Source organism: Streptomyces sp. MJM8645 (assembly GCF_001625365.1).
Classification (GTDB): Bacteria; Actinomycetota; Actinomycetes; order Streptomycetales; family Streptomycetaceae; genus Kitasatospora.
Map to the genome: position 1 here is coordinate 1,570,471 of NZ_LJJF01000001.1, position 13,858 is coordinate 1,584,328.

Consider the following 13,858-nt stretch of genomic DNA (forward strand, 5'->3'; position numbering starts at 1 on the left):
CCTCAACTCGTGCGTCGAGGCCCGCCGGTCGACGGGCCTCCGTGGTCGCGTTCGTCACGTGCGCCGCGCTCAGCGCGGGCGGTCGCCGTCGGCCGCGGACGGCCCGGCGGCGGGCTCGGCCACCGGGCGGGCGGTGCCCGAGGCGCCCGGAGCGGCCTGGATGGTCCTGGCCGCGGTCGTCGCCGAACCGCCGTCGACCCGGGGCGCCGGAGGCGGCGTCGCGGCGGCGTCCTCCTCGGCGCCGTCCGAGCGCATGGCCTTGGTCTCGCTCTTCAGGATCCGCATCGACTGCCCGAGCGAGCGAGCCAGGTCGGGCAGCCGCTTGGCGCCGAACAGCAGGACGGCGAAAATCACGACCACCACGATCGCGGTCATCGAGATGCGCATTGCGCGACCAACCTTCACTCATGGCGACCCGTCGGGCCCCCCGCCGCGGATGGTAACCGCTGCGGATGACGCCACGACGACGGCCGCCCGAACAGGACAGCGGCCCCGGTTCGCAGTTCAGGAGCCATCTGCAGGAGCCATCTGAGAGCGTAACCCGCCCCCGCCTCCCCGCAGCAGCCCCCGTACCACCGACGGCCCTCCTGTGCTACCGAACAGGCACCACCGAACGGGCGCTACCAAACGGGAACAACCGGACGGCCACCACCGGACGGCCTCACCCGGCGGACACCACCGGACGGGCACCACCGGACGGCCCTACCGCCCCGGTACGGCCTCCGCCAGCTCCCCCGCCGCCTCGGCCAGCGCCCGCGAGGCCGCGTCCACGCCCTTGGCCAGCGCCCGCACGTCCAGCCAGAGCCGGATCGCGAGCACCCCGAGGACCAGCAGGCCCGCGGTGGCGAGCAGGACGGCGGCGACGAGCATCCAGGACATGCGCCCCACCCTATCGGGCCCGGCCCCCCGGCCGGGTCCGCGGGAGAGCGCCCGCTACCCCTCGGCCGGGACGAGCCGCATGGTGCGGACCCCGGCCCCGACGAGCGCCGCGACGATCTTCTCCCCGGCCGGCTTGCGCACCGCCGCCCCGCAGAGCGGGCAGCCGAAGCTGTAGTGCGCCTGGGCCGGGGTGCGACCGAGGGTCAGCCGGAACTCCTCCGCCGGGAGCTCGACCTTCTCCCGGCACTCGGAGCAGTACACCTTGAATCTGGTCCCGGGCTCCACCGATCAGACCCGCCCCTCCCCGTCGGCAACGGTCTGCTCCCCGTACGCGGCCAGCGCCTCCAGGGCGGCCGCGCGGGCCTGCCCGGCCAGCTCGGGCGGCGAGACGATCCGGCCGTCCCGGCCCAGCCGCAGCGCCAGCGGGCGCAGCTGGGAGGGGTCGGCGCTGCGCAGGGTGATCCGCAGCCCGCCGTCGGGCAGTTCCTCGGCCCGGTCGTGGGTGTAGTACTCGGCCACCCAGCGCCCGCCGGAGGAGACCTCGACGACCACCTCGGGGTCGTCCGCGGACGGGTTGACCAGCCCGCCGCTCAGATCGCGCGGCTCGCGCCGGGGCGGGTCGGCGGGGACGTCCAGCACCCGGATCTCGGCGACCCGGTCCAGCCGGAACATCCGGTGGTCCTCGGAGGTGCGGCACCAGGCCTCGAGGTAGGTGTGACCCTCGGTGAGCAGCCGGATCGGGTCGACCTCGCGCTCGGTCATCCCGCCGCGCCCGTGCGAGTAGTAGCGCAGCCACAGGCGGCGCCCCTCGCTGAGCGCGCGGTCGATGTCGGCGAACACGTGGCCCTCCGCCTCGAAGGTCACGCCGACCCGGGCGCTGCCGGCGGCGCTCTCGCCCGCCGCGTTCTCGATCTTGACGACGGCCCGGGTGAGCGCCTCCCGGTCGCCGGCCCGCAGGCCGGGCAGCCCGGCCACCGCACGGGCGGCGACCAGCAGCGCGGTGGCCTCGTCGGCGGCGAGGCGCAGCGGCTGCGCCACGTCGTCGACGTTGTGCCACCAGATCCGCTCGCCGTCGGTGTCGATGTCGAGCAGGTCGCCGCCGCGGAAGCTGGTGCCGCACATCGGCAGCACGTTGAGGTCCCCGATCAGCTCGCGCTCGGAGATCCCGAACGCGCGGGCCACCTCGGCCACCTCGGCGCCGGGGCGCTCGCGCAGGTAGGTGACCAGCGACAGCATCCGCCGCGTCTGGTCGATCGCGTTGCTCACGCCTGAACCCCTCCGCTTCCATTCACCACGTCCAGACCGGCCACGGCCCGCAGCCGGTCGATCACGTCGGCCCGCAGCTCCTCGGGCCCGAGCACCAGCACGTCCGGCCCGAACTCGGCGAGGTCGGCGCCCAGCCCGTTGCCGTACGGGATCTCCAGCTCGTCCCAGCCGTCGTCCACCCGCGCGCTGCTCAGCGCCTTGGTGCGCAGCGGGAAGCCCGCTCCCCGGCGGACCCGGACGGTGGCGGTGGCGGTGGCGCCCTCGCCCGCGAACTTGGCGACGGTGGCGCGGACGTCGACGTGCTCGGGCACGGTGCCGAGGAAGGCGCCGGCCTTGGCCCGGACCTTGCCGGTGATCCGGCTGAGCCGGAACACCCGGGCGTCGCCGCGGTCGCGGTCCCACCCGGCCAGGTACCAGTGCCCGCGCCAGCACTCCAGCGCCCACGGCTCGACGGTGCGCAGCTCGCCGGCGGCGGCGCCGGCCTTGCGGTACTCGAAGCCGACCGGGCGGCGGTCCCGGGCGGCGGTGAGCAGCGGCTCGAACGCGGCCTCCCGGGCGGGGATGCGCGGCTCCAGGGCGGTCCGGCCCTCGGGCTCGGCGAACGGCACCCCGGCGGCGCGCAGCTTCTGCAGCGCGCCGCTGGCCGCGCCGGACATCTTGGCCTGCTGCCAGACCCGGGCGGCCAGGGTCAGCGCGGCCGCCTCCTCGGCGTCCAGCGCGATCTCGGGCAGCCGGTTGCGGTCGGCGCGGGCCAGGTAGCCGAGTTCGCCGTCCAGGGCGCTCTCGTCGACGTCGATCACCAGGCCGAGTTCGCGCAGGTCGTCCTTGTCCCGCTCGAACATCCGGTTGAAGGCGTCCTCGCTGCTGTTCTGCCAGGCCTCGCGGTACGCCTCGATGGATTCCCGCAGCTCCTTCTTGGAGAGCGGACGTCTGGTGTTCATCAGGCACAGGGCGAGATTCATCAGCCGCTCTGCCTTGGCGATCGCCATCGCTGACCCTTCCGGTGTGCCGCGCGTGCGCGGGGTGCGCGGGGTGCGCCCGCCGGGAGGTCGTCACCCGGCGGGACCGACCGTACCGGTAGCGGTACGCAGTGCAAAAGCCGCCTCCGGAGACGACCGTGGGCCGAACCCCGATCGGGGTTCGGCCCACGGTGTGGAACGACTCAGACGCCGATCAGGTCGACGACGAAGATCAGGGTCGAGCCCGCCGGGATGAGCGGGGTCGGCGACTGGTTGCCGTAGGCCAGGTGCGACGGGATGGTCAGCTCGCGGCGGCCGCCGACCTTCATGCCGGCGACACCGCGGTCCCAGCCCTTGATGACGCGGCCGGCGCCCAGCGGGAACGAGAACGGGGCGGTGCCCCGGTTCCAGCTGGAGTCGAACTCCTCACCGGTCTCGAAGGTCACGCCGACGTAGCGGACCTTGACGACCTGGCCCGACTTGGCCTCATCGCCGTCACCGACGACGATGTCGCGGATCTGCAGGTCCGCCGGGGCGTCGCCGATCGGGAAGTCGATCTCGGGCTTCTCGTTGAGGTTGACGCTCACAGTCCCTCTTCTCACGTTTCGCATTGCAGTCACGACCAAGCGGCGGGCGCCCGCACCCCCGGTCCGTTCCCGGACCACGGTACGGGCGCCCACCGCCCGGGGTGGTCCGGCCACGCGGCCGGACCTGAAGGTCACACGCACACCATTGTCACCCGAAAGTGGATCAGCCCTGACCGGCGTCCAGGATGTCCACCACGAAGACCAGCGGTGCGCCCGGCGGGATGTCGCCCTGGCCCTTGTCGCCGTACGCCAGCGCGGCCGGGATCACCAGTTCCACCCGGCTGCCGACGGTCTGGCCCACCAGCCCCTGGTCCCAGCCCTGGATGACCTGGCCACCGCCGACCGGGAAGGAGAACGCCTGGCCCTTGCTGAGCGAGGAGTCGAACATCTTGCCGTCCTTGAACAGCGCGCCGGTGTACTGGACGACGACCTTCTCGCCCTTCTCCACCGCCGGCCCGGTGCCCTTGATCAGGACGTGCGACTTCAGCTCGGTCGGGTCCTTCGCACCGGCCACCGGGGTGATCTCGGCCGGCTTCTTGCCGTTGTCCTTGACCTGCGGGAAGTCCGCGGGCGGCGGCGTGACGGTGCCGCTCACCACGGAGTCGGGCGCGTTGGCGTTGCGGATGTCGATCACGAAGACCAGGTCGTCCTTCGCCCCGATCGACATGTCGGCCTTGCCCTGGGAGCCGAACGCGGCGGCCGGCGGGGCCACCACGAGGACCCGGCTGCCGGCCTTCTTCCCGACCACGGCCTGGTCCAGCGCCGGGATCAGCGCGTCGGTGCCGGCCTGGAAGATCTGCGGCTTGCCGTTGTTGTCGTACGAGCTCGGGATGTCCTTGCCGGTGGTCCAGTCCTTGGCGGTGTAGTCCACCGAGGTCCAGGAGTTCTTGTCCACCTTGGGGCCGGTGCCCTCGGTCAGCACCTTCACCACGAAGGAGCCGTCGGAGGCCTCGCCCGGCACCTGGATCTCGGCCTTCTTGCCGAAGTCACCGGTGACGGTGGGCAGCACCTTGGCGCTGTCCTTGATCGGCGGCACCGGGTCGGCGGTCGGCGTGGGCGGCGCGCTCTTGGCGGCGTCCGGCTTGGCGGCGGTGTCCGACTTGCCGTCCTTGTTCACCAGGTACAGCGTCACGGCGCTGCCGGCCAGCAGCAAGGTCAGCACCGTGCCGAGGATCACGCCCAGCCGGCCCACCCCGGGCGGGTTCTCGTCGTACCCGGCCTCCGAGGTGTCGCCCCGACGCACGGTGGAGGCGAAGATCTGCGGGGTGTCGTCCGTCTTGGTCCCGCCCGAGGCCCGCGGCTGCTCGCCGGGCTGCGCCCAGCCGGCCTGCTGCTTCAGGATCGACGGCGGGACGACGATCGACTCGCCGTCCCCCGGGAGCGGGCCGCCGGGACGCGAGGCGGCCGGGTCACCCGCGGAGCTGTCGTTCGCCGCGGTGTCGGCCCCGCCCGGGCTCGGCGTCTTCTCAGTCATGACTCCCCATCCATCTCGCCACGAGGTCTTCCAGGTCTGCGACCGGCGTGCTGACTGCCGGTCTGCCGTCGCACCGTCCGCCCCGGACCTCGACGCCGGGCGGCGCCTGCCACAGTGCGAGGGCAGTATGACAGCTCAGGATGAGGGCGGACGCTTCGTTGTACGAGCGTCCGCCCAAGCGTACGGAATCCCCGGGGGGACTTCCTAGAGCGTGTCCGCCCTAAACCGCTTCCCTGGCTTCCCTAAACAGCTTCCAGGATGTCGATCACGAAGACCAGCGTCGAGTTGGGCGGCACCGAGCCCTGCGCCTGGTCCTTGTAGCCGAGCGCGGGCGGCACCACGAGCAGGATCCGGCTGCCGACGGTCTGGCCGACCAGCGCCTTGTCCCAGCCCTCGATCACGCTGCCGGTGCCGATCTGCACCGCCTGCGCGCCCCCGTGCGTCCAGGAGGAGTCGAACTGCTGGCCGTTGTTCCAGAGCACCCCGGTGTACTGCACCACCAGGGTCTGCCCGCTCTTGACCTGCTTGCCCTCGCCCTTGATCAGCACCGCCTGCTCCAGGTCGGTGGGCGCGGCCTGCCCGGCCGGCACGGTGATCGTCACCGGGGCCTTGCCGTTGTCCTTGACCTGCGGCATCGTCGCCGGCGGCGGGGTCATGGCCCCGGTCAGCGTGGAGTCCTGCGGCAGGCTCTCCATGATGTCCAGGACGAACACCACGGTGTCGCCCTTGCTGACGCCGAGCTGGGTGCTGCCCTGCTCGCCGAAGGCCGCCGCCGGTGGGGCGACCACCAGCAGCCGGCTGCCGACCTTCTTGCCGATCACGCTCTGGTCCAGCGCCGGCACGAGCTGTCCGCTGCCGGCCTGGTAGAGCTGAGGCTTCCCGTTCGGGTCGTACGAGCTGGGCAGGTCCTTGCCGGTGGTCCAGTCCTTCGCGGTGTAGTTGACCGTCACCCAGTCGCCCTTGTTGACCGTCGACCGCTCGCCCTCGGTGACGGTGTTCACCACGAACTGGCCGCCGGGCTGGCCCTCCGGGAGGGTGATGGTGGCCTTGCTGCCGAAACCGCCCTCCGAGAGCGTGGGCATCGGCGACGCCTCGCCGACCGGCGCGGGCACCGTCGGAGGCGCGCTCGCCGCGGACGGAGTCGCCGGGCCGGCCGCCTTGGGCGAACTGCTGCAGGCGACCGCCAGCAGCAGGGGCAGGGTGAGTAGCAAACCGGCGGTGCGGCGCACGGTGGTCCTAACTGTCGATCGAGGTCGGCTCTCCTGACTTCGACGGACAGCGTATGCCCGGACGGTGTCCGGCCCCGGTAGACACCACCGGGGCCGGACACCGCCTTGATCACAAACCTGGGGCCCCTGCGGGGGTCACATCCCGGCGATCAGCTTTTCCACCCGCTCGTCCACCGAGCGGAACGGGTCCTTGCAGAGCACCGTGCGCTGCGCCTGGTCGTTCAGCTTCAGGTGCACCCAGTCCACCGTGAAGTCCCGGCGCTGCTCCTGCGCCCGGCGGATGAAGTCCCCGCGCAGCCGGGCCCGGGTGGTCTGCGGCGGGATGGACTTGGCCTCGAAGGTCTTGAGGTCGGTGGTCACCCGCTTCGCCTGGCCCTTGCCCTGGAGCAGGTAGAACAGGCCGCGCCGGCGGTGGATGTCGTGGTACGCCAGGTCGATCTGGGCCACCCGAGGGTTGGACATGCTCATCTGGTGCTTCTCGCGGTAGCGCTCGATGAGCTTGTACTTCATGATCCAGTCGATCTCGGTGGCCACCTGGTCCAGGTTCTCGGTGCGGACGGCCTCCAGGGTCCGGCCCCACAGTTCGAGCACCTGGCCGATGGTGCCGGTGTTGATGCCCTTGCGGTCGGCGAACTCCAGCGCCTTGGTGTAGTACTCCTCCTGGATGTCCAGCGCGCTGGCCTCGCGCCCGTTGGCGAGCCGCACCTGGTGGGTGCCGGTGAGGTCGTGGCTGACCTCGCGGATCGCCCGGATCGGGTTCTCCAGGGTGAGGTCGCGCATCACCACGCCGGCCTCGATCAGCCGCAGCACCAGGTCGGTGGCGCCGACCTTGAGCAGCGTCGTGGTCTCCGACATGTTGGAGTCGCCGACGATCACGTGCAGTCGGCGGTAGCGCTCGGCGTCCGCGTGCGGCTCGTCGCGGGTGTTGATGATCGGGCGGGAGCGGGTGGTGGCGGAGCTGACGCCCTCCCAGATGTGCTCGGCGCGCTGGCTGACGCAGTAGACCGCGCCGCGCGGGGTCTGCAGCACCTTGCCGGCGCCGCAGATCAGCTGGCGGGTCACCAGGAAGGGGATCAGCACGTCGGCCAGCCGGGAGAACTCGCCGTGCCGGGCCACCAGGTAGTTCTCGTGGCAGCCGTAGGAGTTGCCGGCCGAGTCGGTGTTGTTCTTGAACAGGTAGACGTCCCCCGCGATGCCCTCCTCGTGCAGCCGCCGCTCGGCGTCGACCAGGAGCCCTTCGAGGATCCGCTCGCCCGCCTTGTCGTGCGTCACCAGCTCGGTCACGTCGTCACACTCGGGGGTGGCGTACTCGGGGTGGGAGCCGACGTCGAGGTACAGCCGGGCACCGTTGCGCAGGAAGACGTTGCTGCTGCGGCCCCAGGAGACGACCCGGCGGAACAAGTACCGCGCCACCTCGTCCGGCGACAGCCTGCGCTGCCCACGGAACGTGCAGGTCACGCCGTACTCGTTCTCCAGCCCGAAAATCCGGCGGTCCATGAGCACTCCATTCTGTGTCGGAGCTGTCCGAAACCGCCTCCACGACGACTGGGCCGCCGCAGGGGCACCGGAGTCCCGTACGGCCTCCTTCCGGCCGCCGTACGGGACTCCGCAGGCACTGCTACTCCGGCGCGGTGTCCGCCGGGTTGTCCTCGTCGTCCGACTCGGCGGACTGGTCGCCGTCGAGCAGCCGGGCGAGCTGGTTGCCCAGGATGCGCTTGAACTTGCGCTGCTGGAACCGCTGGCGGTCGAGGACGGCCACCTCCAGCTGCTCCGGGGTGAGGGCGCGCGGGCTGCCGCCGTTGGGGTCGCGGGCGAGCGAGTCCACGGCGGCCCGGACCACCTCGGTGAGGCCCATCCCGGCCTGGTGGCGCTGGCCCAGGTAGTTGCCGATCGAGTCGGCGTTGCCGCCGACCACGACGTAGTTCTTCTCGTCGACGATCGAGCCGTCCGGGGTGAGGCGGTAGATCTGGTCCTCGTCCGCGGTGCGGCCGACCTCGGCCACGATCAGCTCGACCTCGTAGGGCTTCTCGCCGACCGAGGAGAAGATGGTGCCGAGCGTCTGGGCGTAGACGTTGGCCAGGCCCCGGGCGGTGACGTCGGCCCGGTCGTAGGAGTAGCCGCGCAGGTCGGCGTAGCGGACGCCGCCGATGCGCAGGTTCTCGAACTCGTTGTAGCGGCCGACCGCCGCGAAGGCGATCTTGTCGTAGATCTCGGAGACCTTGTGAAGCGCTCTGGAGGTGTTCTCCGCGACGAAGACGATGCCGTCGGCGTAGGTGAGCACGACCACGCTGCGGCCGCGCGCGATGCCCTTGCGGGCGTACTCCGCGCGGTCCGCCATGGCCTGCTGGGGCGAGACGTAGAACGGTGTCGACACCGGCGGTCGTCCCTTTCCTGAGAGGTGATGGCTAGAGCAGCGGGGCCTGCGGGCCGTTGGGGTGCGAGCGGCGCTCGTCGGTGATCGCGACCGCGATCTCGGTGACCTCCGCGTCGGCGAGCCGGCGGAAGCCTTCCTCGGTGATCAGCGAGACGATCGGGAAGATCTTGCGGGCGAGGTCGGGGCCGCCGGTGGCGGAGTCGTCGTCGGCCGCGTCGTACAGCGCCTGGACGACCAGTGTGGCGGCCTGGTCGGCCGTCAGGCCGTCGCGGTAGAGCTTCTTCATCGAGCCGCGGGCGAAGACCGAGCCCGAGCCGGTGGCGGCGAAGCCGCGCTCCTCGGAACGCCCGCCGGTGACGTCGTAGTTGAAGATCCGGCCGCGGCCGAGGTCCAGGTCGTAGCCGGCGAACAGCGGGACGACTGCCAGGCCCTGCATCGCCATGCCCAGGTTGCCCCGGATCATGGCGGTGAGCCGGTTGGCCTTGCCCTCCAGCGAGAGCACCGCGCCCTCGATCTTCTCGTAGTGCTCCAGCTCCAGTTGGAACAGCCGGACCATCTCGATGGCGAGGCCGGCGGTGCCGGCGATGCCGACCGCGCTGTACTCGTCGGCCGGGAACACCTTCTCCATGTCGCGCTGGGCGATCACGTTGCCCATCGTCGCCCGGCGGTCACCGGCGATCACCACGCCGCCGTCGAACACCGCGGCCACGATGGTGGTCCCGTGCGGGGCCTCGATCACGGCCCCCGCGGGGAGCCCGCGGTGGCCGGGGATCAGCTCCGGCCGGTGCTCGGCGAGGAAGTCCACGAAGGAGGAGGACCCCGGGGTCAGGAAGGCAGCCGGTAGACGCCCGGTGCCACGAGTGTTGGCTTCCACACGATTCCTTCCAGGTAGCTTGAAGCTCGCGTTGCCCGCACCCTACCCGCCCGGAGATCACTGTCCACGCGCGCAGGGGGCCGGTGCCGGACGGCCGGGCGGCCCTTGCCGCCCGACCGCCCTCGACGGTCTCGACCGTGAATTCCCGAATACCGGGGACGGGCTATTGCCCGCCCTTCTGCACGAATCCGCGGACGAAATCCTCCGCATTCGACTCGAGGACCTCGTCGATTTCGTCCAGCACCGCGTCGACGTCGTCGCTCAGCTTTTCCTGGCGCTCCTTGAGGTCGTCGGAATTCTGGGTTTCCGCGGCCTGCTCCTCGACCTCCTCGGAGGAGCGGTTCGCCCGCTGCTGGCCGCCGCCGGTGTCCTTGCTCGCCATTTCCCTCACCCCGCTCGATTCTTCTGGCACGGTTTGGTCGTTGCTTGCTGCACCGACCCTATACACAAGGTGCGACTGCCGCTCCCGGTTTGCCGGTGGCGCTTCCTGTCCAACACCCGCTGCCACCCCGGATGATTCCCATTCGGCGGACGTTCACCCATGGTGATCGAAAAGTTACCCGCCGGAGAGGACCCGCAGCAGGTCCTCCGCGGTGCGACAGCGGTCCAGCAGTTCCTTGACGTGGTTGCGGGTGCCCCGCAGCGGCTCCAGCGTGGGCACCCGCTGCAACGAGTCCCGGCCCGGCAGGTCGAAGATCACCGAGTCCCAGGAGGCCGCGGCGACGTGGTCGGCGTACTGCTCGAGGCAGCGCCCGCGGAAGTACGCCCGGGTGTCCTCCGGGGGCTTGGAGACGGCCCGCTCGACCTCCGCCTCGGTCACCAGCCGCTCGAAGCGGCCGCGGGCCACCAGCCGGTTGTAGAGGCCCTTGTCGGGCCGTACGTCGCTGTACTGGAGGTCGACCAGGTGCAGCCGCGGGTTCTCCCACCCCAGGGCGTCCCGGCTGCGGTAGCCCTCCAGGATCTCCCGCTTGGCGATCCAGTCCAGTTGCCGGGAGAGCGACATCGGATCGCGCTCCAGCCGGCCGAGGACGTCCTCCCAGCGGGCCAGCACGTCCAGTGTCTGCTCGTCCGCGTCGGTGCCGAAGCGGTCCTCGACGTACTTGCGGGCCAGCTCGAAGTACTCCAGCTGGAGCTGGACGGCGGTGAGTTTGCGCCCGTTGCGCAGGGTGATCAGGTGCTTGAGCGTGGGGTCGTGGGAGACCCGGTGCAGGGTGCGCACCGGCTGGTCGACGGCGAGGTCGGAGGCGATGAAGGAGTCCTCGATCATCGACAGGACCAGTGAGGTGGTGCCCAGTTTGAGGTAGGTGGAGATCTCGGAGAGGTTGGCGTCCCCGATGATCACGTGCAGCCGGCGGTACTTCTCCGCGTCGGCGTGCGGTTCGTCCCGGGTGTTGATGATCGGGCGCTTGAGCGTGGTCTCCAGGCCGACCTCGACCTCGAAGTAGTCGGCCCGCTGGCTGATCTGGAAGCCGTGCGTCGAACCGTCCTGGCCGATGCCGACCCGGCCGGCGCCGGTGACCACCTGGCGGGAGACGAAGAACGGGGTGAGGTGGCGGACGATGTCGGCGAACGGCGTCGCCCGCTTCATCAGGTAGTTCTCGTGGGTACCGTAGGAGGCGCCCTTGTTGTCGGTGTTGTTCTTGTACAGGTGGATGTTCTGCCCGTTGGGCAGTTCCAGCGCGCGTTGCGCGGCGGCCGCCATGATCCGCTCGCCGGCCTTGTCCCAGAGCACGGCGTCGCGCGGGTTGGTGACCTCTGGCGAGCTGTACTCGGGGTGCGCGTGGTCCACGTAGAACCGGGCCCCGTTGGTGAGGATGACGTTGGCCAGGCCGATGTCCTCGTCGGTCAGCTGGCTGGCGTCCGCCACCTCGCGTGCCAGGTCGAAGCCCCGGGCGTCACGCAGCGGGTTCTCCTCCTCGAAGTCCCAGCGGGCCCGCCGCGCCCGGTGCATCGCCGCCGCGTACGCGTTGACGATCTGGGACGAGGTGAGCATGGCGTTGGCGTTGGGGTGCCCGGGCACGGAGATCCCGTACTCGGTCTCGATGCCCATCACGCGCCGTACGGTCATGCGGCCCTCCTTGCCCGGTGCGCCGCCCCCCACGGGCGGAGCACGCCGACGTACCGCTGAACAACACCGGCGCCGGCGTTCTGCCCGCGATCGGTGGGTCGAGCCTAGAACCCGGCACCGACGGGCGGACCCCGAGACGCGCCGTCCGGCTGCGGGGCCGCGAGGCGCCACAGCCGGACGGGGTGCGTGCTGTTCCGGGGACCGCCGGGCGGCCCGGTCTCACCGTGTGCTTACAGGTACTGCCCCGTGTTGGCGACAGTGTCGATCGAGCGGCCGGACTCGGCGCCCTGCTTGCCGGTGACCAGCGTGCGGATGAAGACGATCCGCTCGCCCTTCTTGCCGGAGATGCGGGCCCAGTCGTCCGGGTTGGTGGTGTTCGGGAGGTCCTCGTTCTCCTTGAACTCGTCCACGCAGGCGGCGAGCAGGTGGGAGACGCGCAGACCGCGCTGACCGTGGTCGAGGAAGTCCTTGATGGCCATCTTCTTCGCGCGGTCGACGATGTTCTGGATCATCGCGCCGGAGTTGAAGTCCTTGAAGTACAGGACCTCCTTGTCACCGTTGGCGTAGGTGACCTCCAGGAAGCGGTTCTCCTCGGTCTCGGAGTACATCCGCTCCACGACCGACTGGATCATCGCGGCCACCGTGGTGCCCAGGGAGCCGTCGTGCTCCTTGAGGTCGTCCGGGTGGAACGGCAGCGACTCCTTGAGGTACTTGGAGAAGATGTCCCTCGCGGCCTCGGCGTCCGGGCGCTCGATCTTGATCTTGACGTCCAGGCGGCCGGGCCGCAGGATCGCCGGGTCGATCATGTCCTCGCGGTTCGAGGCGCCGATGACGATGACGTTCTCCAGGCCCTCCACACCGTCGATCTCGGCGAGCAGCTGCGGGACGATGGTGTTCTCCACGTCCGAGCTGACGCCGGAACCGCGGGTGCGGAACAGCGACTCCATCTCGTCGAAGAAGACGATGACGGGCGTGCCCTCGCTCGCCTTCTCCCGGGCCCGCTGGAAGACCAGGCGGATCTGCCGCTCGGTCTCGCCCACGTACTTGTTGAGCAGTTCGGGGCCCTTGATGTTGAGGAAGTAGCTCTTCCCCTGGGGGCGTCCGGTGACCTCGGCGACCTTCTTGGCCAGCGAGTTGGCGACCGCCTTGGCGATCAGCGTCTTGCCGCAGCCGGGCGGGCCGTAGAGCAGCACGCCCTTGGGCGGGCGCAGCTCGTACTCCTTGAAGAGGTCGGCGTGCAGGTAGGGCAGCTCGACCGCGTCCCGGATCAGCTCGATCTGGTTGCTCAGTCCGCCGATCTGGCGGTAGTCGATGTCCGGGACCTCTTCGAGGACCAGCTCCTCGACCTCGGACTTCGGCACGACCTCGTACACGTAGCCGGAGCGGGGCTCCAGCAGCAGGGCGTCCCCCGCCCGGATGGTGAGCTCGCGCAGCGGTTCGGCGAGGCGCACCACCCGCTCCTCATCGGTGTGGCCGACGACCAGGGCGCGTTCGCCGTCCTCGAGGATCTCCTTGAGGGTGACGATCTCACCGATGCGCTCGAAGGCCATCGCGTCCACGATGTTGAGGGCCTCGTTGAGCATCACCTCCTGGCCGCGCCGCAGTTCGTCGAGGGCGACGTTGGGGCTGACGTTCACGCGGAGCTTGCGCCCCCCGGTGAAGATGTCGGCGGTGCCGTCCTCGTTGGCCTCGAGGAAGGTGCCGAACCCGGCCGGGGGCTGTGCCAGCCGGTCCACTTCCTCCTTGAGGGCCACGATCTGGTCGCGGGCCTCTCGCAGGGTGGAGGCGAGCCGTTCGTTCTGGGCGGACACTCCGGCCAGGTTGGTCTGGAGCTCGACGATCCGCTCTTCGAGGATCCTCGAATTGCGCGGCGAGTCGGCGAGCTTGCGGCGCAGCACAGCGATTTCCTGCTCAAGGAACGAGACCTGAGCGGCCTCGTCGGAACCACGAGCGGGCCTGCCGGTGCTGCGGTTGTAGTCGTCATCGTGGGCTGCCACGGTCCTCACCTCCTCCGGGGAGCTGGACGCTTCCAGACCCTACCTGGGACCAGGGGTCCGTAAACCCCTAGATCAAGAAAGATGGAACGGGCGTGTCCGATCTTCGCCCCAGCGTGCTTCCCCTCTGCTAAGGGGATACCCACCGCTCACC

14 protein-coding genes are annotated in these 13,858 nt (G+C 70.6%); all 14 read right to left on the minus strand.

Features of this window, described 5'->3' with window-relative positions:
• Positions 1-69: 69 nt before the first annotated feature.
• The 14 genes from tatA to arc all read right to left on the minus strand — a co-directional run bounded on the left by tatA (position 70) and on the right by arc (position 13,707).
• Complete coding sequence (gene tatA / locus A6F73_RS06540; protein ID WP_063346906.1) at positions 70-387, minus strand: Sec-independent protein translocase subunit TatA; 318 nt, start codon at positions 385-387, stop codon at positions 70-72.
• Positions 388-702: 315 nt separating this feature from the next.
• Positions 703-879 carry a hypothetical protein gene (locus A6F73_RS41315; protein ID WP_159398379.1) on the minus strand — a complete coding sequence of 59 codons (177 nt, stop codon included), beginning with the start codon at positions 877-879 and terminating at the stop codon, positions 703-705.
• A gap of 54 nt (positions 880-933) precedes the next feature.
• Complete coding sequence (locus A6F73_RS06545) at positions 934-1,164, minus strand: hypothetical protein (protein WP_063346907.1); 231 nt, start codon at positions 1,162-1,164, stop codon at positions 934-936.
• A gap of 3 nt (positions 1,165-1,167) precedes the next feature.
• Positions 1,168-2,115, minus strand: coding sequence for a WYL domain-containing protein (locus A6F73_RS06550; protein ID WP_063350986.1), 948 nt, complete (start codon positions 2,113-2,115; stop codon positions 1,168-1,170).
• Positions 2,116-2,141: 26 nt separating this feature from the next.
• Positions 2,142-3,134 (minus strand): WYL domain-containing protein, encoded by a 993-nt coding sequence (locus A6F73_RS06555; protein ID WP_063346908.1) that lies wholly within the window; start codon positions 3,132-3,134, stop codon positions 2,142-2,144.
• A gap of 173 nt (positions 3,135-3,307) precedes the next feature.
• Entirely contained in the window at positions 3,308-3,691 is a 384-nt protein-coding gene (locus tag A6F73_RS06560) for an FKBP-type peptidyl-prolyl cis-trans isomerase (protein WP_063346909.1), read from the minus strand.
• A gap of 163 nt (positions 3,692-3,854) precedes the next feature.
• Positions 3,855-5,165 (minus strand): FKBP-type peptidyl-prolyl cis-trans isomerase, encoded by a 1,311-nt coding sequence (locus tag A6F73_RS06565; protein ID WP_079135480.1) that lies wholly within the window; start codon positions 5,163-5,165, stop codon positions 3,855-3,857.
• A 242-nt stretch (positions 5,166-5,407) separates the two neighbouring features.
• Positions 5,408-6,394 (minus strand): FKBP-type peptidyl-prolyl cis-trans isomerase, encoded by a 987-nt coding sequence (locus A6F73_RS06570; RefSeq protein WP_063346910.1) that lies wholly within the window; start codon positions 6,392-6,394, stop codon positions 5,408-5,410.
• A gap of 135 nt (positions 6,395-6,529) precedes the next feature.
• A complete protein-coding gene (gene pafA / locus A6F73_RS06575; RefSeq protein ID WP_063346911.1) occupies positions 6,530-7,891 on the minus strand; it encodes a Pup--protein ligase in 1,362 nt (453 codons plus the stop codon).
• A gap of 121 nt (positions 7,892-8,012) precedes the next feature.
• Positions 8,013-8,768, minus strand: a complete 756-nt coding sequence (prcA, locus tag A6F73_RS06580) for a proteasome subunit alpha (protein ID WP_063346912.1) — start codon at positions 8,766-8,768, stop codon at positions 8,013-8,015.
• 31 nt (positions 8,769-8,799) lie between these two features.
• Positions 8,800-9,642: a proteasome subunit beta gene (gene prcB, locus A6F73_RS06585; RefSeq protein WP_063346913.1), complete on the minus strand. Its 843-nt coding sequence runs from the start codon at positions 9,640-9,642 to the stop codon at positions 8,800-8,802.
• Positions 9,643-9,805: 163 nt separating this feature from the next.
• Positions 9,806-10,024, minus strand: a complete 219-nt coding sequence (locus A6F73_RS06590) for a ubiquitin-like protein Pup (RefSeq protein ID WP_031069167.1) — start codon at positions 10,022-10,024, stop codon at positions 9,806-9,808.
• Positions 10,025-10,198: 174 nt separating this feature from the next.
• Positions 10,199-11,710, minus strand: coding sequence for a depupylase/deamidase Dop (dop, locus tag A6F73_RS06595; protein WP_208869055.1), 1,512 nt, complete (start codon positions 11,708-11,710; stop codon positions 10,199-10,201).
• Between the two features lie 230 nt (positions 11,711-11,940).
• Entirely contained in the window at positions 11,941-13,707 is a 1,767-nt protein-coding gene (gene arc / locus A6F73_RS06600; RefSeq protein WP_063346914.1) for a proteasome ATPase, read from the minus strand.
• Between the last annotated feature and the right edge of the window lie 151 nt (positions 13,708-13,858).